At 74.1% G+C, this 18,874-nt stretch carries 21 protein-coding genes; 17 read left to right on the top strand and 4 right to left on the bottom strand.

The genetic code is table 11. The features are described from left to right. The first annotated feature begins 15 nt into the window (after window positions 1–15). The gene (hemW, locus tag GA0070214_RS30170) at window positions 16–1,239 is read left to right on the top strand and encodes a radical SAM family heme chaperone HemW (RefSeq protein ID WP_208602960.1); all 1,224 of its coding nucleotides are present in this window, start codon (window positions 16–18) and stop codon (window positions 1,237–1,239) included. Window positions 1,240–1,285: 46 nt separating this feature from the next. On the opposite strand, the gene GA0070214_RS30175 is transcribed toward hemW, so the two are convergent. Beyond that, on the bottom strand, window positions 1,286–1,906 hold the full coding sequence (locus GA0070214_RS30175; RefSeq protein WP_091269920.1) for a DUF4870 domain-containing protein: 621 nt from the start codon (window positions 1,904–1,906) through the stop codon (window positions 1,286–1,288). Between the two features lie 232 nt (window positions 1,907–2,138). Here GA0070214_RS30175 and hrcA point away from each other — a divergent pair, with 232 nt between their 5' ends. The 3 genes from hrcA to GA0070214_RS30190 all read left to right on the top strand — a co-directional run bounded on the left by hrcA (window position 2,139) and on the right by GA0070214_RS30190 (window position 5,113). Beyond that, window positions 2,139–3,161: a heat-inducible transcriptional repressor HrcA gene (gene hrcA / locus GA0070214_RS30180; RefSeq protein WP_091269921.1), complete on the top strand. Its 1,023-nt coding sequence runs from the start codon at window positions 2,139–2,141 to the stop codon at window positions 3,159–3,161. Between the two features lie 73 nt (window positions 3,162–3,234). Continuing rightward, window positions 3,235–4,377: a molecular chaperone DnaJ gene (dnaJ, locus tag GA0070214_RS30185; protein ID WP_189198120.1), complete on the top strand. Its 1,143-nt coding sequence runs from the start codon at window positions 3,235–3,237 to the stop codon at window positions 4,375–4,377. Between the two features lies 1 nt (window position 4,378). Further along, entirely contained in the window at window positions 4,379–5,113 is a 735-nt protein-coding gene (locus GA0070214_RS30190; RefSeq protein WP_091269923.1) for a 16S rRNA (uracil(1498)-N(3))-methyltransferase, read from the top strand. Window positions 5,114–5,215: 102 nt separating this feature from the next. On the opposite strand, the gene GA0070214_RS30195 is transcribed toward GA0070214_RS30190, so the two are convergent. Beyond that, entirely contained in the window at window positions 5,216–5,977 is a 762-nt protein-coding gene (locus tag GA0070214_RS30195; RefSeq protein WP_091269924.1) for an SDR family oxidoreductase, read from the bottom strand. 47 nt (window positions 5,978–6,024) lie between these two features. Here GA0070214_RS30195 and GA0070214_RS30200 point away from each other — a divergent pair, with 47 nt between their 5' ends. The 8 genes from GA0070214_RS30200 to GA0070214_RS30235 all read left to right on the top strand — a co-directional run bounded on the left by GA0070214_RS30200 (window position 6,025) and on the right by GA0070214_RS30235 (window position 13,440). Beyond that, window positions 6,025–6,375 carry a histidine triad nucleotide-binding protein gene (locus tag GA0070214_RS30200; RefSeq protein WP_091269925.1) on the top strand — a complete coding sequence of 117 codons (351 nt, stop codon included), beginning with the start codon at window positions 6,025–6,027 and terminating at the stop codon, window positions 6,373–6,375. Window positions 6,376–6,396: 21 nt separating this feature from the next. Beyond that, window positions 6,397–7,773: a serine hydrolase domain-containing protein gene (locus GA0070214_RS30205; protein ID WP_091269926.1), complete on the top strand. Its 1,377-nt coding sequence runs from the start codon at window positions 6,397–6,399 to the stop codon at window positions 7,771–7,773. Between the two features lie 130 nt (window positions 7,774–7,903). Then, a complete protein-coding gene (locus GA0070214_RS30210) occupies window positions 7,904–8,962 on the top strand; it encodes a PhoH family protein (RefSeq protein ID WP_091269927.1) in 1,059 nt (352 codons plus the stop codon). 18 nt (window positions 8,963–8,980) lie between these two features. After that, the gene (gene ybeY, locus GA0070214_RS30215) at window positions 8,981–9,454 is read left to right on the top strand and encodes an rRNA maturation RNase YbeY (RefSeq protein ID WP_091269928.1); all 474 of its coding nucleotides are present in this window, start codon (window positions 8,981–8,983) and stop codon (window positions 9,452–9,454) included. After that, window positions 9,430–10,839, top strand: coding sequence for a hemolysin family protein (locus GA0070214_RS30220; RefSeq protein ID WP_208602961.1), 1,410 nt, complete (start codon window positions 9,430–9,432; stop codon window positions 10,837–10,839). Before ybeY ends, GA0070214_RS30220 begins: the two co-directional genes overlap by 25 nt. Beyond that, complete coding sequence (locus GA0070214_RS30225) at window positions 10,832–11,218, top strand: cytidine deaminase (RefSeq protein ID WP_091269930.1); 387 nt, start codon at window positions 10,832–10,834, stop codon at window positions 11,216–11,218. Before GA0070214_RS30220 ends, GA0070214_RS30225 begins: the two co-directional genes overlap by 8 nt. Then, window positions 11,215–12,111 carry a GTPase Era gene (gene era, locus GA0070214_RS30230; protein WP_091269931.1) on the top strand — a complete coding sequence of 299 codons (897 nt, stop codon included), beginning with the start codon at window positions 11,215–11,217 and terminating at the stop codon, window positions 12,109–12,111. The genes GA0070214_RS30225 and era overlap by 4 nt, the downstream gene beginning before the upstream one ends. Window positions 12,112–12,303: 192 nt before the next feature. After that, on the top strand, window positions 12,304–13,440 hold the full coding sequence (locus GA0070214_RS30235; RefSeq protein WP_091269932.1) for an acyltransferase family protein: 1,137 nt from the start codon (window positions 12,304–12,306) through the stop codon (window positions 13,438–13,440). 13 nt (window positions 13,441–13,453) lie between these two features. Here the strand turns inward: GA0070214_RS30235 and GA0070214_RS30240 are convergent, their stop codons facing one another. After that, window positions 13,454–14,233 (bottom strand): DUF4097 family beta strand repeat-containing protein, encoded by a 780-nt coding sequence (locus GA0070214_RS30240; RefSeq protein WP_091269933.1) that lies wholly within the window; start codon window positions 14,231–14,233, stop codon window positions 13,454–13,456. A gap of 101 nt (window positions 14,234–14,334) precedes the next feature. On the opposite strand from GA0070214_RS30240, the gene recO reads away from it, so the two are divergent. The 5 genes from recO (at window position 14,335) to GA0070214_RS30265 (ending at window position 17,394) form a co-directional block, all read left to right on the top strand. After that, a complete protein-coding gene (gene recO / locus GA0070214_RS30245) occupies window positions 14,335–15,210 on the top strand; it encodes a DNA repair protein RecO (RefSeq protein ID WP_091269934.1) in 876 nt (291 codons plus the stop codon). Between the two features lie 8 nt (window positions 15,211–15,218). Continuing rightward, on the top strand, window positions 15,219–16,019 hold the full coding sequence (locus GA0070214_RS30250; protein WP_091269935.1) for an isoprenyl transferase: 801 nt from the start codon (window positions 15,219–15,221) through the stop codon (window positions 16,017–16,019). A 70-nt stretch (window positions 16,020–16,089) separates the two neighbouring features. Then, complete coding sequence (locus GA0070214_RS30255; RefSeq protein WP_091269936.1) at window positions 16,090–16,275, top strand: hypothetical protein; 186 nt, start codon at window positions 16,090–16,092, stop codon at window positions 16,273–16,275. A 133-nt stretch (window positions 16,276–16,408) separates the two neighbouring features. Next, window positions 16,409–16,630 carry a thioredoxin reductase gene (locus GA0070214_RS30260; RefSeq protein ID WP_091269966.1) on the top strand — a complete coding sequence of 74 codons (222 nt, stop codon included), beginning with the start codon at window positions 16,409–16,411 and terminating at the stop codon, window positions 16,628–16,630. Then, a complete protein-coding gene (locus tag GA0070214_RS30265) occupies window positions 16,627–17,394 on the top strand; it encodes a pirin family protein (protein ID WP_208602957.1) in 768 nt (255 codons plus the stop codon). Before GA0070214_RS30260 ends, GA0070214_RS30265 begins: the two co-directional genes overlap by 4 nt. Window positions 17,395–17,400: 6 nt before the next feature. Here GA0070214_RS30265 and gndA read toward each other — a convergent pair whose 3' ends face one another. Beyond that, on the bottom strand, window positions 17,401–18,843 hold the full coding sequence (gene gndA / locus GA0070214_RS30270; RefSeq protein WP_091269937.1) for an NADP-dependent phosphogluconate dehydrogenase: 1,443 nt from the start codon (window positions 18,841–18,843) through the stop codon (window positions 17,401–17,403). Window positions 18,844–18,874 lie beyond the last annotated feature (31 nt).

Consider the following 18,874-nt stretch of genomic DNA (forward strand, 5'->3'; position numbering starts at 1 on the left):
GGCACACTAGTGGCCATGCCCGGCGTCCTTCCAGAAGGCGAACCCGTCCCGCGCGACGGGGCGCTGCCCGCTGCCGCCCGCCGCGCCGTCGGCGCGCGCGGCTTCGGCGTGTACGTGCACGTCCCGTTCTGCGCCAGCCGGTGCGGCTACTGCGACTTCAACACCTACACGGCCGCCGAGCTGGGCGGCGGTGCCGGCCGCGAGACGTACGCCGACACGGTGCTGACCGAGCTGGCCCTCGCCGGCCGGGTGCTGGGCGACAGCCCGCCGCCCCGCGTCGACACCGTCTTCGTGGGCGGCGGCACCCCCACCCTGCTCCCGGCCGACGACCTGGCCCGGATCCTCGACGGCATCGACCGCACCTGGGGGCTGGCCGCCGACGCCGAGGTGACCACCGAGGCCAACCCCGAGACGGTGACCCCGGAGTCGCTCAAGACGCTGCGGGCCGCCGGCTACACCCGGATCTCGCTGGGCATGCAGTCCGCGGCGCCCGGCGTGCTGGCGATCCTCGACCGGCAGCACAGCGCCGGCCGGGCCACCGCCGCCGCGCTGGAGGCGCGGGACGCCGGGTTCGACCACGTGAACCTGGACCTGATCTACGGCACGCCGGGGGAGAGCGCCGAGGACTTCGCCGCCTCGCTGGACCAGGTGGTCGCGGCGGGGGTGGACCACGTCAGCGCGTACGCCCTGATCGTGGAGGACGGCACCCGGCTGGCTGCGCGGATGCGGCGCGGCGAGCTGCCGTATCCCAGCGACGACGTGGCGGCGGACCGCTACCTCGCGGCGGAGGCGGCCCTCGGCGCGGCCGGCTTCTCCTGGTACGAGGTCTCCAACTGGGCCCGCTCGGAGGCGGCCCGGTGCCGGCACAACCTGCTCTACTGGACCGGCGCCGACTGGTGGGGCCTGGGCCCGGGGGCGCACAGCCACGTCGGCGGGGTGCGCTGGTGGAACGTCAAGCACCCGACCGCGTACGCCCAGCGGCTGGCCGCCGGGGAGTCGCCCGGCCTGGCCCGGGAGGTGCTCACACCGGACGAGGCGCACATGGAGGACGTGATGCTGCGGCTGCGGCTCGCCAGCGGCCTGCCCCTGTCCGGGCTCGACGAGGCGGGCCGGGCGGGCGCCGAGCGGGCGCGGGCCGACGGCCTGCTGGACGCCGACGCGTACGCCGCCGGCCGGGCGGTGCTCACCCTGCGCGGCCGGCTGCTCGCCGACGCGGTCGTCCGCGACCTGCTGCCCTGACCGGGCCCGGCCGGCCCCCGGGGTAGGGGAGCCGGCCGGGAGCGGGTCACTTGATCAGGCTGGCCGACATCGGGTAGCGGTAGAGCTGCCCCTCGTTGGCCTTCACCCCGGCCAGGATGCCGAAGATGATGCCGACGATCATCGCGCCGAAACCGATCACGAAGCCGATCAGGATGCAGGCGAGGATCCAGCCGACCAGCGCGATGATCGACCAGATGAGCTGGAAGTTGAGCGCGGCGATCGCGTGCGCGCGGACGGTCGGCGACTGGTTGCCGCGGGCGAGCAGGGCGATCAGCGGGGCGACCCAGCCCAGCACTCCGCCGCCCACGAACATCCCGGCCGCGCCGCCGAAGTGCGCGACCAGGGCCCAGGTCTTGTCGTCGTTGTTGGCGTAGCCCGCGGGCGGCCCGTAGGCGCCGCCGCCCGGGTAGCCGCCGCCCGGCGGGGGGTAGCCGCCCGGGGGTGGGTAGCCGCCCGACGGCGGCTGGCCGCCGGGGGGCGGCGGATAGCCACCGGGCGGGGGATAGTCGCCCCCCGCCGGTGCCCCGGACAGTGGTGCGGTGGGTGGCTCGCCGGCCGACGAGCCGTACGGTGCCGCCGGCGGGGTCGGCTCCGGCGGCGGTGCGCCGGAGTCCCCCGCTCCGGGAGGGCGAGGAGGTTCAGTCATGGACGTCACGGTAGGTGCCGGAAGCAAGGGCGCACCAGAGCGAGATCGCCCGGGATGTCCGGCTGTTCGGCCCTGGTGGGCCGACTGTGCGGCGGGCCGCACCCGGGGTGCGTCGCTGATCATCGCGTCGGCGGGCCCGCCGACGTAGACTGGCACTCGCTACAGTCGAGTGCCAGACGCCCGGCGGGCGCCGCGCGCCGGGGCGGACGAGGTGCGTCAGGAGGTGGGGGAGATGGGTCTCGACGACCGCAAGCTCGCCGTGCTGCGCGCGATCGTCGAGGACTACGTCGCCACGCAGGAGCCGGTCGGCAGCAAGGCCCTGGTCGAGCGCCACCAGCTGGGCGTCTCCCCGGCGACCGTCCGCAACGACATGGCGGTGCTGGAGGAGGAGGGCTACATCCGGCAGCCGCACACCAGTGCCGGCCGGGTGCCCACCGACCGCGGCTACCGCCTCTTCGTCGACCGGCTCTCCCGGGTCAAGCCGCTCAGCCCGGCCGAGCGCCGGGCCATCGAGCGCTTCCTGGTCGGCGCCGTCGACCTGGACGACGTGGTGCACCGCACGGTCCGCCTGCTCGCCCAGCTCACCCGGCAGGTCGCCGTGGTGCAGTACCCGAGCCTGGCCCGCTCGAAGGTGCGCCACCTGGAACTGGTGCCGATCTCCACCACCCGGCTGATGGTCGTGATGATCGCCGACACCGGCCGGGTCGAGCAGCGGCTGGTCGAGCTGCCCGGGCCGGTCGCCGCCGAGGACGTGACCGACCTGCGCCGGGTGGTCAACGAGAAGCTGGTCGGCAGCCGGCTCTCCGACACCCCGCCGCTCGTGCAGGCCCTGGTCGACGAGTCCACCCCGCAACTGCGCCCGGCCATGGCCACGCTCTCCAGCGTGCTGCTGGAGACCCTGGTCGAGCGGCACGAGGAGCGCATCGCACTGGCCGGCACGGCCAACCTGACCCGCGGCGGCCTGCTCGACTTCCAGGGCTCGCTGCGCCCGATCCTCGAGGCGCTCGAGGAGGAGGTCGTGCTGCTCAAGCTGATCGGGGAGGCCGAGCCGAGCACCACCCGGGTGCTCATCGGCGACGAGAACGAGATCGACAACCTGCGCGCCGCCTCGGTGGTCAGCACCGGGTACGGCCCGGGCGCCACCATTGTGGGTGGTCTCGGCGTGCTCGGCCCGACCCGCATGGACTACCCCGGCACCATCGCCACGGTGAGGGCCGTGGCACGCTACGTGGGCGAACTGCTGGCCCAGAACTGACCAGTCAGGGCCGACGGCCGGCTCCGGCCGACGACCGGCGCAACGCGAGACGAACATGAGGACACCGAACGCAGTGGCCAGGGACTACTACGGCATTCTCGGCGTGAGCCGGGACGCCTCCGACGACGAGATCAAGCGCGCCTACCGCAAGCTGGCGCGGCAGTTCCACCCGGACGTCAATCCGGACCCGGAGGCACAGGAGAAGTTCAAGGACATCAACGCCGCGTACGAGGTCCTGTCGGACGATCGGAAACGGCAGATCGTCGACCTGGGCGGCGACCCGCTCGCCCCGGGCGGCGGGGGCGCGGGTCCGGGTGGTCCGGGCGGCGCCGGCCCGTTCGTCGGCTTCCAGGACATCATGGACGCCTTCTTCGGCGGGGCCGCGGGCGGCAGCCGGGGGCCCCGGCCGCGCACCCGGCCGGGCGCCGACGCGATCCTGCGGCTGGAGCTGGACCTGAACGAGACGGCGTTCGGCGTCGAGGCGCCGATCACCGTCGACACGGCGGTGCTCTGCACCACCTGCTCCGGCGCGGGCACCGCGGCCGGCACCCACCTGGCGACCTGCGAGGCGTGCGGCGGCCGGGGCGAGGTGCAGTCGGTGCAGCGGACCTTCCTCGGCCAGGTGGTCTCCGCCCGGCCGTGCACGGTCTGCCAGGGCTACGGCACCACCATCCCGCACCCCTGCCCGACCTGCGCGGGTGACGGCCGGGTGCGCACCCGCCGCTCGCTCACCGTCAAGATCCCGGCGGGCGTCGAGGACGGCATGCGGATCCGGCTGGCCCAGCAGGGCGAGGTCGGCCCGGGCGGTGGCACGGCCGGCGACCTCTACGTCGAGATCCACGAGCGGCCGCACGACGTCTACTCCCGCAAGGGCGACGACCTGCACTGCCGGGTCACCGTGCCCATGACGGCGGCCGCGCTCGGCACCCGGCTGACCATCAAGACCCTCGACAGCGAGGAGACGGTCGACGTCAAGCCGGGCACCCAGCCGGGCAGCACGCTGCGGCTGCGCGCCCGGGGCGTGCCGCACCTGCGCGGCACCGGCCGGGGCGACCTCTACGTCCACCTCGACGTGCGGACCCCGACCAAGCTCGACGCCGACCAGGAGCGGATGCTGCGCGACTTCGCCAAGACCCGTGGCGAGGAGGTCGCCGAGCTGACCAAGCAGGGTGGCTTCTTCTCCCGGATGCGCGACGCCTTCAACGGGCACGCCTGAGGTGTCGGCGCCGCTGTTCCTGGTCGAGGCGCTGCCCACCGGTGACACGCTGACGCTGGACGGCCCGGAGGGGCACCACGCGGCCACCGTGCAGCGGCTGCGCGTCGGTGAGGAACTGCTGCTCGCCGACGGGCGTGGCGGCACGGCCGGCGCGGTGGTCACCGCCGTCGGCCGGGGCACCCTCGACCTCCGGGTCACCTCCCGGGGGTACGCCGACGCGCCCGTTCCGCGACTCGTCGTGGTGCAGGGCATCGCCAAGGGCGACCGGGGCGAGCTGGCCGTGCAGGCGATGACCGAGGTCGGGGTGGACGAGATCGTCCCCTGGGCGGCGTCCCGCTCGGTGACGCAGTGGCGCGGTGACCGGGGCGTACGGGCCCGGGAGAAGTGGGCGGCGACCGCCCGGGAGGCGGCCAAGCAGGCCCGCCGCCCGTGGCTGCCGGTGGTGGCGGGTACGCCCGACGAGTCCACCACCACGGTGACCCGGCGGATCGCCGGCGCGGCCGCCGCGTTCGTCCTGCACGAGGAGGCCGACGACCGGCTGACCACGGCCGACCTGCCCGACGTCGGCGAGATCGTCCTGGTGGTCGGCCCCGAGGGCGGCATCGCCCCCACCGAGCTGTCGGCCTTCGAGCAGGCCGGCGCCCGCCCGGTCCGCCTGGGCCCGTCGGTGCTCCGCACCTCAACAGCCGGCGTGGCCGCCCTGACCGTCCTCTCCACCCGCCTGCACCGCTGGTAACCCGCCCACGGCGCCTCCCTCGGCGTTGATCAAGAAGTTCGCGTCAGGATCTGGCCGGATTCCGACGCAAACCTCTTGATCAACGCGCTGCGAGTGGGCACGTCAGGTGCGGAGGTAGGAGGCGCCGTTCAGGTCGACGATCGTTCCTGAGGCCCACTCGGCCTCGGGGCTGGCCAGCCAGTGCACCGCCGCGGCGATCTCCTCGGGGCGGGCCACCCGGTTGAACGGGGACTGGGCGCGGATCGCGTCGCCCCGCTCGCCGCTGAGGTGGGTGGTGGTCATGTCGGTCGCCACGAAGCCCGGCGCGACCGTCGCCACCGCGATGCCGTACGGCGCCAGGGCCAGCGCCAGCGACTGCCCGAGGGCGTTGAGCCCGGCCTTGCTGGCGCCGTACGCGGGCTGCTCCGGCTCGCCCCGGAAGGCGCCCCGGGACGACACGTTGACGATCCGGCCGCCCCGCTCGCGCATGTGCTGGGCGGCGCACCAGGTGGCGTTCGCGGCGCCGGTCAGGTTGGTCTCCAGGACCAGCCGCCACTGCTCCTGCCACTGCTCGTAGGTGTTGCCGAAGACCGGGTGCGGCAGGTCGCGCGGTCCGTAGACGCCGGCGTTGTTGACCAGTACGTCGAGGCCGCCCAGAAGCCGCGCCGCCTCGTCGACCATGGCCCGGACCGCGTCCGGGTCGGCCAGGTCGGCGCGGACCACGACGTGCCCGTCGCCGGGCAGTTCCGCCCGCAGCGCCTCGGCCAGCTCGGCGGAGTCCCGGTGGTGGATCGCGACCCGGTCCCCGCCCTCCGCGAACGCCCGCGCCACCGCGCGCCCGATGCCCCGCGAGGCCCCCGTCACCAGCACCGCCCGAGAAGTCACGCGCCACATCATGCCTCAGCCGGTACGCGACGACTTACCATGCCCCGATGGGAACCGACTGCCTGTTCTGCCGGATCGTCGCCGGGGAGATCCCCGCCACCATCGTCCGTGAGACCGCCACCACGCTGGCCTTCCGGGACATCGACCCGAAGGCGCCCACCCACGTGCTGGTGATCACGAAGGAGCACTACGCGGACGTGGCCACCCTGGCCCAGGGCGACCCGGGGCTGGCCGGTGAGCTGCTGGGCACGGCCGCCGTGGTGGCCGAGGAGGAGGGGCTGACGGTGGACGGCTTCCGGCTGATGTTCAACACCGGCCCGTACGGTGGCCAGGAGGTCTTCCACGTGCACGCGCACCTGCTCGGCGGGGCGCCGCTCGGCCCGATGCTCTGCCGCTGACGCGCTGCCTAGACTGCCCTCATGATCACGGTGCAGGACCGGCTCGGCCGGATGGTGCGGCAGGCGCAGGCCCACGGGCGGATCCCGGCGGTCTCGGTCGCCCTGCACCGGGCCGACCGGCCGCTCTGGACCTGCACGGTCGGCGGGACCGGCAACGACACCCCGCTCGCGCCGGAGACGGTCTTCCGGATCGGCTCGGTCACGAAGACCTTCACCTCGGTGCTGGTCATGCAGTGCCGGGACGAGGGGCTGCTCGACCTGGACGACCCGATCGGGCGGCACCTCGACCTGCCGGCGCACGGCGAGCTGACCGTACGCCGGCTGCTGTCGCACACCGCGGGCCTGCAGCGCGAGCCGCACGGCGACGTCTGGGACAGCCTGCGCGCGCCCGACGTCCGCGAGCTGCTCGCCGACCTGGCCCGGGTGGAGCGGGTGCTGCCCACCGGGCGGCGCTACCACTACTCCAACCTCGGCATGGCCCTGCTGGGCGAGCTGGTCGCCCAGCTCCGCGGCGGCACCTGGGCCGAGGTGCTGGCCGAGCGGGTGCTCGCCCCGCTCGGGCTGACCGCCACCGGCCCCACGCCCGGCGACCGGGCGGCGACCGGGTTCCTGGTCGACGCGTACTCCGACGAGGCCCGGCCGGAGCCGCCGACCGACTTCGGTGCGGTGGCCCCCGCCGCGCAGCTCTGGAGCACCGCGCCGGACATGGCGCGCTGGGCGGCCTTCCTGGCCGACCCGGCCGCGCTGGACCCGGCCGGCGCCGTGCTCGCGCCGGCCACCCTCGACGAGATGCGCTGGCCGCTGACCACCACCGACGAGACGCTCTGGGCCGGCGGTTTCGGTCTCGGGCTGATCCTGGTGCCGCAGCCCGCGCGGGTGCTGCACGTGGGGCACGACGGGGCCATGCCCGGCTTCCTGGCGGCCGTCTACGGCCGGCGCGGCGGGGACGGCACCGCCGGCGCGATGGGCTGCGCGGTGCTGGGCTCCTCCGGCACCGGCGTGGAGGTCTTCGAGCTGCCGCACCGGCTGCTCGCCGCCGCCGCCGAGCACGACCCGGCCGACGTCGAGCCGTGGCGCCCCGGCGCGCCCGCCCCGGAGCACCTGCGCGGCCTGCTCGGCCGCTGGTGGGGCGAGGGCTTCGAGTACGTCTTCTCCTGGCACGACGGGGCGCTGCGCGCCCGCGGCGCGGACGACCCGGCCGGCAAGCCGCCCGCGGTGTTCGCGCCGCTGCCGGACCGGCCGGACGTGTTCCGCACGGTCGCCGGCCGGGAGGTGGGCGAGCTGCTCCGGCTGACCCGGGACGAGCGCGGCGCCGTGGTGCGGATGCACTGGGCCACCTACCGCTTCACCCGGCACCAGGAGACCTTCGAGGGGTACGACTTCCGCGCCGGTGACTGATCTTCCAACGCCGGAAATGGGCACGGTGCCACGGGTGTTGACCCGATACGATGGGAGTCACGACCGCCGCGCCAGCAGGGCCCGGCGCCGAGTTCGAGAGCAGGTGGCGTAGGGCCCGACGGCCCGACCTATGACCGGCACCCCACCTCCCGGCCCGCCCCGGGTGCAGACCAGGATCACGGTTCCCGACCAGAAGATCATGGTGAATCTGCTCGGCGCGGGCGACGAGATCCTGCGGCTCGTCGAACGCTCGGTCAACAGTGACGTCCACGTGCGGGGCAACGAGATCACCATCACCGGCGCGCCCGCCGACAACGCCCTCGCCGAGCGCCTCTTCAGCGAGCTGCTCGAACTGATCGAGAAAGGCGAGACCCTGACCACAGACGCCGTCCGGCGTACCGTCGGCATGCTCGAGCAGGGTGGCAGCGAGCGGCCCGCCGAGGTCCTGACGCTCAACATCCTCTCCCGGCGCGGCCGCACCATCCGTCCCAAGACGCTGGGCCAGAAGCGCTACGTCGACGCCATCGACGCGCACACCATCGTCTTCGGCATCGGCCCGGCCGGCACGGGCAAGACCTACCTGGCCATGGCGAAGGCCGTGCAGGCCCTCCAGGCCAAGCAGGTCAACCGGATCATCCTGACCCGGCCGGCGGTCGAGGCGGGGGAGCGGCTGGGCTTCCTGCCCGGCACCCTGAACGAGAAGATCGACCCATACCTGCGCCCGCTCTACGACGCGCTGCACGACATGCTCGATCCGGAGTCGATCCCGAAGCTGATGGCCGCCGGCACGATCGAGGTGGCGCCGCTCGCCTACATGCGCGGCCGCACCCTCAACGACGCGTTCATCATCCTCGACGAGGCGCAGAACACGACGCCCGAGCAGATGAAGATGTTCCTCACCCGGCTCGGCTTCAACTCCAAGATCGTGGTCACCGGTGACGTGACCCAGGTGGATCTCCCCGGCGGCACGACGAGCGGCCTGCGGGTGGTCCGGGAGATCCTGGGCAACGTCGAGGACGTGCACTTCGCCCAGCTCTCCAGCTCCGACGTGGTCCGCCACAAGCTGGTGGGCGAGATCGTCGACGCGTACGCCCGCTGGGACGCCGAGCGGGAGAACCAGCAGGCGCAGAGCGTGCACGCCGTGCCCGGGCGGACCGCCCAGGGCGGCCGGGCCGGCCGGCGCCGCTAACCCACCAGAGGAAGACAGTTGTCCATCGAGATCGCCAACGAGTCCGGCGCCGACGTCGACACCGACGCCGTGCTCGCCGTCGCCCGGCACGCCCTCGACGAGATGGGGGTCAACCCCCTCGCCGAGCTCTCCGTGCTGCTGGTCGACATCGACTACATGTCGGAGCTGAACCACCGCTGGATGGGTGGCGACGGCCCGACCGACGTGCTCGCCTTCCCCATGGACGAGGGCAGCGTCGACCACGGCCCGGGCGAGAGCGCCCCGGCCGGCGGTGAGCCGGCCCTGCTCGGCGACATCGTGCTCTGCCCGGAGGTGGCGGCCAAGCAGGCCGCGGCCGCCGGGCACTCCACGGCCGACGAGCTGCACCTGCTCACCGTGCACGGCGTGCTGCACCTGCTCGGCTACGACCACGCCGAGCCGGAGGAGGAGCGGGAGATGTTCGGTCTCCAGGCCCGGCTGCTGGCCAGCTGGCGGTCGACCCGGTCGCAGTGATGACCACCCTGGCGGCCGGCGGCGCGCCCGCCGGCCTGCCCGACCTCACCCTCCTCGCCGTCGCGGCGGGGCTGGTGGTGCTCGCCGGCCTCATCGCCATGACCGAGGCGGCGCTGGCCGCCGTCTCGCCGGCCCGGGCCGCCGAGCTGGCCCGGGACGGCGCGCGCGGGGCGCGCACCCTCCAGGCCGTCGCCGGCGACGTGGTCCGCCACCTCAACCTGCTGCTCCTGCTCCGCCTGCTGGCCGAGCTGACCGCCACGACGCTGGTCGCGCTGGTGGCGGTGGACACCTTCGGCGCCGGCTGGCGGGCCGCCCTGGTCACCGCCGGGGCGATGGCCGTGGTCAGCTTCGTGGTGGTCGGCGTCGCGCCGCGCACCCTCGGCCGGCAGCACGCCTACGCGGTGGGCCGCGCGGTCGCGCCGCTGGTGCGCTGGCTGGGCCGGGCGCTCAACCCGCTGGCCTCGCTGCTCATCCTGATCGGCAACGCGGTCACCCCGGGGCGCGGCTTCCGGGAGGGGCCGTTCGCCACCCAGGTCGAGCTGCGTGAGCTGGTCGACCTGGCCGAGCAGCGCGGCGTGGTCGAGCACGGCGAGCGGCAGATGATCCACTCGGTGTTCGCGCTCGGCGACACCATCGCCCGCGAGGTGATGGTGCCCCGGACCGAGATGGTGTGGATAGAGGAGGGCAAGACCCTCGCCCAGGCGCTGGCGCTCTTCCTGCGCTCCGGCTTCTCCCGCATCCCGGTGATCGGCGAGAACGTCGACGACGTGCTCGGCGTGCTCTACCTCAAGGACCTGATCCGCCGGATCCAGGGCGCCCCGGAGGCCCGGCAGATGCCGGTGGCCGAGCTGATGCGCCCGGCGACCTTCGTGCCCGAGTCCAAGCCGGTCGACGACCTGCTCTCGGAGATGCAGGCCGCCCGCAACCACCTGGTCATCGTCGTCGACGAGTACGGCGGCACCGGCGGCCTGGTCACCATCGAGGACATCCTCGAGGAGATCGTCGGCGAGATCACCGACGAGTACGATGTCGAACGCCCGCCGGTCGAGCGCCTGGCGGACGGGGCCGTGCGGGTGACCGCCCGGCTGCCGGTGGAGAATCTGGGCGAGCTGTTCGACACCGAACTGCCCACCGATGAGGTGGAGACGGTCGGTGGCCTGCTCGCCCAGGCGCTCGGCCGGGTGCCGATCCCGGGCGCCGAGGCCGAGGTGGCCGGGCTGCGGCTGATCGCCGAGGGCACCACCGGCCGGCGCAACCGGATCGACACCGTGCTGGTCAGCCGGGCCGAGCCGGGCGACGCGCCGGACAGCGCGGGGCGCGGCGAGCAGGCCGATCCCCGCGGCAACCACAACCGTTCCGAGGAGAGGCAACCCGCCGATGCCTGAGTCACCCGCCCTGCCGGCCGCCCGGCCCACCCCGTCCGACCCGGCCGAGCTGAGCGCCGAGGACGGCAAGCTGGTCGTCCTGGCCCGGGGTGCGCGGGGCCGGGTCGGCGCCGTGGAGGGCGCGGCGGTGCGCGACCAGGACGGCCGGACGTACGCGGCGGCCAGCGTGGCGCTGCCGTCGCTGACCCTGACCGCGCTCCAGCTCGCGGTCGCCTCGGCGGTGGCCGCCGGCGCGAGCCGGCTGGAGGCCGCCGTGGTGGTGACCGAGGCCTCGACGCTGGACGGCGCGGGGCACGCCGCGGTCCGTGACCTCGCCGCCGATGCGCCGATCCACGTGGCCGCGCCGGACGGCACCGTCCTCGGCACGGTGGTCGAGTGAGCGAGCCGGCCCAGCGTCCCTACCGGGCCGGTTTCGGCTGCTTCGTCGGGCGGCCGAACGCGGGCAAGTCGACGCTGACCAACGCGATCGTCGGCACCAAGATCGCCATCACCTCGAACAAGCCGCAGACCACCCGGCACATCATCCGGGCCGTGCTGCACCGGCCGGACTCGCAGCTCGTGCTGGTCGACACCCCGGGCCTGCACCGCCCCCGCACGCTGCTCGGCGAGCGGCTGAACGACCTGGTCCGGGAGACCTGGAGCGAGGTCGACGTGATCGGCCTCTGCATCCCGGCGAACGAGCCGATCGGGCGGGGCGACCGGTTCATCACCGGCGAGCTGGCCAGCCTGCGGGCCACCGTGCTGGCGGTGGTCACCAAGACCGACCTGGTGGACAAGAAGCGGCTCGCCGAGCAGTTGCTCGCGGTGAGCGAGCTGGGTGAATTCGCCGACGTGGTGCCGGTGAGCGCCGTCTCGGGCCACCAGGTGGACACCCTCGTCGACGTGATGACCGGCTACCTGCCGGAGTCGCCGCAGCTCTACCCGGACGACATGCTCACCGACGACCCCGAGCAGGTTCTCGTGGCCGAGCTGGTCCGCGAGGCCGCCCTCGAGGGCGTCCGGGACGAGCTCCCGCACTCGATCGCCGTCGTGGTCGAGGAGATGATCCCCGAGGGGAACGTCACCAAGATCTATGCGGACGTGTACGTGGAGCGACCGAGCCAGAAGGCGATCGTGATCGGTCACCGGGGCAGCCGGCTCAAGCACGTCGGCACCACGGCCCGCCGGCAGATCGAGGAGCTGCTCGGCACCCGGGTCTACCTGGACCTGCACGTCCGGGTCGCGAAGGACTGGCAGCGCGACCCGAAGCAGCTGCGCAAGCTCGGCTTCTGACCCCGTACCCCAGAATCGCCGGTCCCGTTTTCCGGGGCCGGCGGTCCGCGTTCGCGGGGCCTGCCAGGGTGGTCCGGATCGGTCTGGTTTATGGGAAGTTTCACTTTTGACCCCGGCCCGCGCACCGTTTCGTCCGGCGGGGTCGGAGGGTAGGGAAGCGCTATCCCCTGCCCCCGACGCCCCCGCGAGCTGATGCGTAACCGATACCTCGACCTGCTCCGCTCCCTGGCCATCGTGCGCGTCGTCGTCTATCACGTCACCGGATGGGCGACGCTGACCCTGATCTTCCCGGCGATGTCGGTGATGTTCGCGCTCGCCGGCTCACTGATGGCCGCGTCGCTGGACCGGAGCGGCGTACCGGCCGTGGGGCGCCGGCTGCGCCGGCTGCTGCCCTCGCTCTGGGTGCTCGCCGCGGTCTTCGTGCCGGCCATGCTGCTCACCGGGCTGCCGCTCACCCCGAAGGTGCTGCTCTGGCTCTTCCCGGTCAGCGACCCGCCGGCCAACCACTGGGGTGCCCTCGCGCTGAGCCCGATCTGGTACCTGCGGGACTACCTGTGGTTCGTGCTGGCCTCGCCGGTGGCCCTCTGGCTGTTCCGCCGGGCCCCGCTGCCCACCCTGCTGGCCCCGTACGCGCTGCTCGTGGCGATCGAGCTGGGCGTGCTGGCGAACCCGCCGGCCGTGCTGCGCGAGTTCGGCCTGTACTTCGGCGCCTGGCTGCTCGGCTTCGCCCACCACGACGGCCTGCTGCGCCGCACGGCCAACCGGGTGCTCGTGCCGCTCGCGGTCGCCCTCGGCGCGGCCGGGCTGGGCTGGATCTTCACCCACCCGGGCCCCCGCGGTTACGACCTCAACGACATCCACCTGGGCAACGCGCTCTGGTCGGCGGCGTTCATCCTGGTGGCGATCGGCCGGGCGCCCGCCGGCGCGGCCTGGGTCGACCGCACCCCGGTGCTGGGCCGGGTGGTCACCGTGCTGAACCGGCGCGCGCTGACCGTCTACCTCTGGCACATGCCGTTCGTGGTGGCGCTCACGCCGCTGGTCGACGTGGTCGGCTGGTCGCACCAGGACCTCCTGGGACTGGCCATCCGGGTGGCGCTGGTGTTCGCGCTGGTCGGCGTGGTCACCCTGCTGGTCGGCTGGGTCGAGGACCGGGCCGCCCGGCGTACCCCGGAACTGGTGCCCGGCCGGCCCCGGCCGACGGCGGCCGAGCGGGCGGCGGCCGCACCGGCCAGCCCGGCGCCCGCCGGCGCGGGCGGCGAACTGGCGACCGCCGGCGCCCGGATGCCGGCCCCGCGCGCGCCCGCGCGGTCCGAGCGCGTCCCGGGCTGACCGGCGGCGCGCCTCAGCGGCCGGCGACCCGCACGTTGCCGCTGGTCGCGGTGACGTCGAGCAGCAGGGTCGCGCCGGGGTCGTTCGGCACGGCGAGGTCGGTGTCGCCCGACTTGGCGTCCGCCCGCACCCGGTACCGGCCCTCGGGCACGGTCAGGTCGACGTCGCCGCTGGTCGCGTGCAACCGGGCCGCGGCCGGCTTGTCCAGCTCGATGCTGAGGTTGCCCGAGGTGGCCTCGGCGTCCACCTCGGCGGCGAGCCGGCGGGCGCTGATGTCGCCGGAGGAGGCACGCAGCCGGACCGGGCCGGTCGCGTCGACCACCTCGATGTTTCCCGAGGTGGTGGTGACGCGGACCTCGCCACGGGCCTCGGTGACGTTGACGTCGCCCGAGTTCAGGCTGAAGTCCACCGGGCCGACCCGGTGCAGCGTGACGTTGCCGGAGCTGGCCTCGCCGCGCACCGTCACCCCCTCCGGGGCGGTCACCTCCCAGGAGACCGTGCACCGGGAGCCGCAGTCGCTCGGCAGCACCAGCTCGTCGCCCTTGATCTCGTAGCGGGTGTTGGGCTCCCCGCCCTGGTAGCGGACGATCCGCTTGATCCGCACCTGGTCGGCCGGGCCGGTGGCCCGGATCGTCACGTCGCCCGCGCCGCCGGCCGGCACGGTGATCCGGGCGATCTTCGCGCTCTCGGTCTGGTCGTAGTCCAGGCGGCGGAACGACAGGGTGTCACACCCGGCGAGGACGATCAGGGTGGCGGCCGCGGCGGCGGCGACGGCGGTCCGGTGCAGAGCCATGGCCAGGACGCTACGGCCGACCCCGCGGGCGGCGCATCCGGGTTCGACCGCCGATCCACCCCGAGGAGACCCTGAGATCGCACCCCGAGGGAGAATGGGCCGTGGCCGGATACCGCCGACAGCTCTACCGCGACGACGCGGTGGTGCTGCGCGTGCAGAAGCTGGGCGAGTCCGACCGGATCATCACCCTGCTCACCCGGCGGCACGGCCGGCTACGCGCGGTGGCCCGGGGCGTCCGCCGCACCACCAGCAAGTTCGGCGCCCGGCTGGAGCCGTTCGGGCACGTCGATCTCCAGCTCGCCGGTGACCCCAAGGGCAACCACGGCAGCTCGCTGCACACCATCAGCCAGGCCGAGGGGATCGACCTCTACGGCAAGCGGTTCCTCGGCGACTACCCCCGCTACACGGCGGCCAGCGCGATCGCCGAGACCGCCGAGCGGCTCACGCCGATCGAGCGGGAACCCTCGCTGCGGCTGTTCCAGCTCACCCTCGGCGCGCTGCGCTCGCTGGCCACCGGCGAGCACGCCACCACCCTGGTGCTCGACGCCTATCTGCTGCGCGGCATGGCCTTCGCCGGTTGGGCGCCGGCGCTGACCGCGTGCGCGGTCTGCGGCACCCCGGGGCGGCACCGGGCGTTCTCCGTGCCGGCCGGCGGCGCGGTCTGCCCAGACTGCCGGCCCCCCGGCGCCGCCCACCCCGCCCCGGCCACCATCGCGCTGATGTCCGCGCTGACCACGGGCGACTGGGCGTACGCCGACGCCACCGAGACCCCCGTGCGCCGCGAGTGCAGCGGCCTGGTCGCGGCGCACCTCCAGTGGCACCTGGAGCGCGCGCTACGCTCGCTGCCGCTGGTCGACCGGGGTGCCCCGGCGCCCGGCGCGGTCCCGCCGCCCGGCGGCGCGGGGCCGGGTGTGGTCCCGCCGCGCACCGGCGCGGGGCCCGCCGCCGCTGGTGTGAACAGGGAGATTACCGAGTGATCCGATCGATGAGGGCCGGCCGGCGCGAGCCGGTGCCACCGACTCCGCACCCCTCCGGCGCCCGGCCGCCGGCGCTGCCGGCCGACGCGCTGCCGAAGCACGTCGCCGTGGTGATGGACGGCAACGGCCGCTGGGCCAAGGAGCGCGGGCTGCCCCGGACCAAGGGTCACGAGCAGGGCGAGCACAGCCTCTTCGACACCATCGAGGGCGCGATCGAGCTGGGCATCCCCTACCTGTCGGCGTACGCGTTCTCCACCGAGAACTGGCGGCGCTCCCCGGAGGAGGTCCGCTTCCTCATGGGCTTCAACCGGGACGTCATCCGCCGCCGCCGGGACCAGCTCGTCGACCTGGGCGTCCGCGTGGTCTGGTCCGGCCGGGCCGGGCGGCTCTGGAAGAGCGTCATCTCCGAGTTGCAGACCGCCGAGGAGATGTCCCGCGGCAACTCGACGCTGACCCTCCAGTTCTGCGTGAACTACGGCGGCCAGGCGGAGATCGCCGACGCGGCCGCCGCGATCGCCCGCGACGCGGCCGCCGGGCGGATCGACCCGGGCAAGGTCACCGAGAAGACCATCGCGAAATACCTCTACCACCCGGAGGTCCCCGAGGTGGACCTGTTCCTCCGCCCGTCCGGGGAGCAGCGCACCTCCAACTTCCTGCTCTGGCAGACCGCCTACGCGGAGCTGGTCTTCCTCGACACCCTCTGGCCGGACTTCGACCGCCGGCACCTCTGGTACGCCTGCGAGCTCTACGCCCAGCGGGACCGCCGGTTCGGCGGCGCGCTGCCCAACCCGGTGGCCCCCGGCACCTGAGGTCGCGCTTACCGACGCCGCCCGCTGGGTATCAATCCGGACAGCAGGCAGATTGCGGAGGTGAACCCACATGATTCAGAAGCGGATTGCCCAGTGGGCGGTCATGGCGGTCGCCGTGCCGCTGGCGGCGGCCGGCGCGCGCCGGCTCAGCCACACCCTGGAGGCCCGTCGCGGCCCGACCGGGGTGAGCCGACTGCTCACCAAGGGCGCCGACATGCTGCGGCCGCAGAAGGCCAAGCGCCGTCGGTTCTGGTGACGTCGACGGCCCGCCGTGGCGGGCCGTCACGCGGGCGCCCCGCCATCCGGCTTTCCGGCCGGGAGCGGGGCGTCCGCGCGTACGATCGGCGCGAGGGCGCGCCGCCCGGACGCGCCCGCCACGGGGGTGGGGGATGCACGATCTCCGGTTCAAAATGATCATGGCGTTGAACGCGGCGGACCTGGGCAGCCCGATCTGCGAGCAGGTCGCCGAGATCTGCGCGGAGATCGCCGAGCAGCACTGCGCCGAACTCGGCCACACACCAGCCGTCCGCGCCGGGGAGATCGCCGAGCTGAGCACCGGCGAGCCGGCGCTCACCTGGGCGCCGGCCGAGACCGGGCAGCGGGCCTGGTGACGGCGACGGCGCCCGCTCCGGCGGTGGACGTCCGCCGGGCCGGGGATCGCTTCTTCACCCGGCTGTCCTGGCTCGACTCCAAGCACTCCTTCTCGTTCTCCCGGCACTACGACCCGGCCAACACCCACCACGGGCTGCTGCTGGTCAACAACGACGACGTGGTGCACCCGGGCACCGGTTTCGAGACCCACCCGCACCAGGACATGGAGATCGTGACCTGGGTGCTGCGGGGATCGCTCGTCCACCAGGACTCCACCGGGCACTCCGGCGTCATCTACCCGGGCCTGGCCCAGCGGATGAGCGCCGGCACCGGGATCCTGCACTCGGAGAAGAACGACTCCTGGCGGCTGGAGAACACGGCCCCGCACCACGACCCGGTCCACTTCGTGCAGATGTGGGTGCTCCCCGACGAGGAGGGCATCGACCCCGGCTACGAGCAGCTCGAGATCGGCGACGAGCTGCTGCGGGGCGGCCTCGTGCCGGTCGCCTCCGGGATGGACCGGTACGACGGCGCCTCCGCCATCCGGATCCGCAACCGGTACGCCACCCTGCACGCCGCCCGGCTCGCCCCCGGCGACACGGTGAACCTGCCCGACGCGCCCTTCCTGCACCTCTACGTGCCCGGCGGCGCGGTGACGCTGGAAGCGGCCGGACGGCTCGACGAGGGCGACGCGGTCCGGATCACGATGGCCGGCGGTCAGCGGGTGACGGCCGACGAGCCGGCCGAGATCCTGGTCTGGGAGATGCACGCCACGCTGGCCTGAGCGCGGTCACGCCTCCACTTCGGAGCGGTCGCCCGCCCAGAGGGTGTGGAACGATCCCTCCCGGTCGACCCGGTGGTAGGTGTGCGCGCCGAAGTTGTCCCGCAGCCCCTGGATGAGCGCGGCCGGCAGCCGCTCGGCGCGCAACGCGTCGAAGTAGGCCAGCGACGACGAGAAGGCCGGGGTGGGCACGCCCGTCCGGGCCGCGTCGGCCACCACCCGCCGCCAGGCCGGGACCCCGGCGCCGACCCGGTCGGCGAACCAGGGGGCGACCAGCAGCGTGGGCAGGTCCCGCTCCGTGTCGTACGCCTCGCGGATCCGGTCCAGGAAACGGGCCCGGATGATGCAGCCGCCCCGCCAGATGGTGGCGGTGCCGCCCAGGTCGATGTCCCAGGCGTACTCCTGGCTGCCGGCCCGGATGTGGTCGAAGCCCTGCGCGTACGCGACGATCTTGCTGGCCAGCAGCGCCCGCCGGACGTCCTCGACGAACGTGTCCCGGTCGTCCACCTGCCACTTCTCACCCGCGTCGGGGAACGCGCGGCGGGCGGCGGCGCGCTGGTCGGCGTGCCCGGAGAGCGACCGCGCGAAGGTGGCCTCGGCAATGCCGGTGATCGGGATGCCGAGGTCCAGCGCGCTCTGCACGGTCCACCGGCCGGTGCCCTTCTGCTCGGCCTGGTCGAGCACCACGTCGACGAAGGGCCGGCCGGTCGCCGCGTCGGTGTGCCCGAGCACGTCGGCGGTGATCTCGATGAGGAAGGACTCCAGCTCGCCGCCGTTCCACTCCCGGAAGATCTCCGCGATCTCCGCCGGGCTCGCCGCCAGGCCGGCCCGCAGCAGGTCGTACGCCTCGGCGATGAGCTGCATGTCCGCGTACTCGATGCCGTTGTGGACCATTTTCACGAAGTGGCCCGCGCCGTCCGGGCCGATGTGCCGGCAGCACGGGACGCCGTCCACCTGGGCGGCGATCCGCTCGAAGATCGGGCCGAGCTTCCGGTAGGACTCGGCCGAGCCGCCCGGCATGATGCTCGGCCCGTGCAACGCGCCCTCCTCGCCGCCCGAGACCCCGGTGCCGACGAAGTGCAGCCCGTGCCCGCGCAGCGCCTCCTCGCGGCGGCGGGTGTCGGCGAAGTGCGCGTTGCCGCAGTCGACGACGATGTCGCCCTCCTCCAGCAGCGGGACCAGCTCGTCGATCACGGCGTCGGTGGGGGCGCCGGCCTTCACCATGACGATCACGGCGCGGGGGCGTTCCAGCGCGGCCACGAAGTCGGCGAGGGACTCCGCCGCCACGAACGTGCCCTCGCCGCCGTGCTCGGCCACCAGGCTGCGGGTGCGCTCCGGCGAGCGGTTGTGCACCGCCACGGTGAAGCCGTTGCGCGCCAGGTTCCGGGCCAGGTTGCGGCCCATCACCGCCAGACCGGTAACCCCGATCTGCGCCGTCGCCCGCTGTGCCATGCCTACCGCCACCCTTCGTCTCCGGTGCCCG

The sequence above is a fragment of the Micromonospora chaiyaphumensis genome (assembly GCF_900091435.1).
GTDB classification, from domain to species: Bacteria; Actinomycetota; Actinomycetes; order Mycobacteriales; family Micromonosporaceae; genus Micromonospora; species Micromonospora chaiyaphumensis.

Bases quoted from the DNA above. Each gene is read 5' to 3' on its own strand.
- GA0070214_RS30205 (WP_091269926.1), top strand. From the start codon at position 6,397: ATGATCACGGTGCAGGACCGGCTCGGCCGGATGGTGCGGCAGGCGCAG.
- GA0070214_RS30210 (WP_091269927.1), top strand. From the start codon at position 7,904: ATGACCGGCACCCCACCTCCCGGCCCGCCCCGGGTGCAGACCAGGATC.
- GA0070214_RS30255 (WP_091269936.1), top strand. From the start codon at position 16,090: ATGATTCAGAAGCGGATTGCCCAGTGGGCGGTCATGGCGGTCGCCGTG.
- GA0070214_RS30175 (WP_091269920.1), bottom strand. From the start codon at position 1,906: ATGACTGAACCTCCTCGCCCTCCCGGAGCGGGGGACTCCGGCGCACCG.
- hrcA (WP_091269921.1), top strand. From the start codon at position 2,139: ATGGGTCTCGACGACCGCAAGCTCGCCGTGCTGCGCGCGATCGTCGAG.
- GA0070214_RS30235 (WP_091269932.1), top strand. From the start codon at position 12,304: ATGCGTAACCGATACCTCGACCTGCTCCGCTCCCTGGCCATCGTGCGC.
- GA0070214_RS30240 (WP_091269933.1), bottom strand. From the start codon at position 14,233: ATGGCTCTGCACCGGACCGCCGTCGCCGCCGCCGCGGCCGCCACCCTG.
- GA0070214_RS30250 (WP_091269935.1), top strand. From the start codon at position 15,219: ATGAGGGCCGGCCGGCGCGAGCCGGTGCCACCGACTCCGCACCCCTCC.
- GA0070214_RS30200 (WP_091269925.1), top strand. From the start codon at position 6,025: ATGGGAACCGACTGCCTGTTCTGCCGGATCGTCGCCGGGGAGATCCCC.
- GA0070214_RS30225 (WP_091269930.1), top strand. From the start codon at position 10,832: ATGCCTGAGTCACCCGCCCTGCCGGCCGCCCGGCCCACCCCGTCCGAC.
- gndA (WP_091269937.1), bottom strand. From the start codon at position 18,843: ATGGCACAGCGGGCGACGGCGCAGATCGGGGTTACCGGTCTGGCGGTG.
- hemW (WP_208602960.1), top strand. From the start codon at position 16: ATGCCCGGCGTCCTTCCAGAAGGCGAACCCGTCCCGCGCGACGGGGCG.
- GA0070214_RS30260 (WP_091269966.1), top strand. From the start codon at position 16,409: ATGCACGATCTCCGGTTCAAAATGATCATGGCGTTGAACGCGGCGGAC.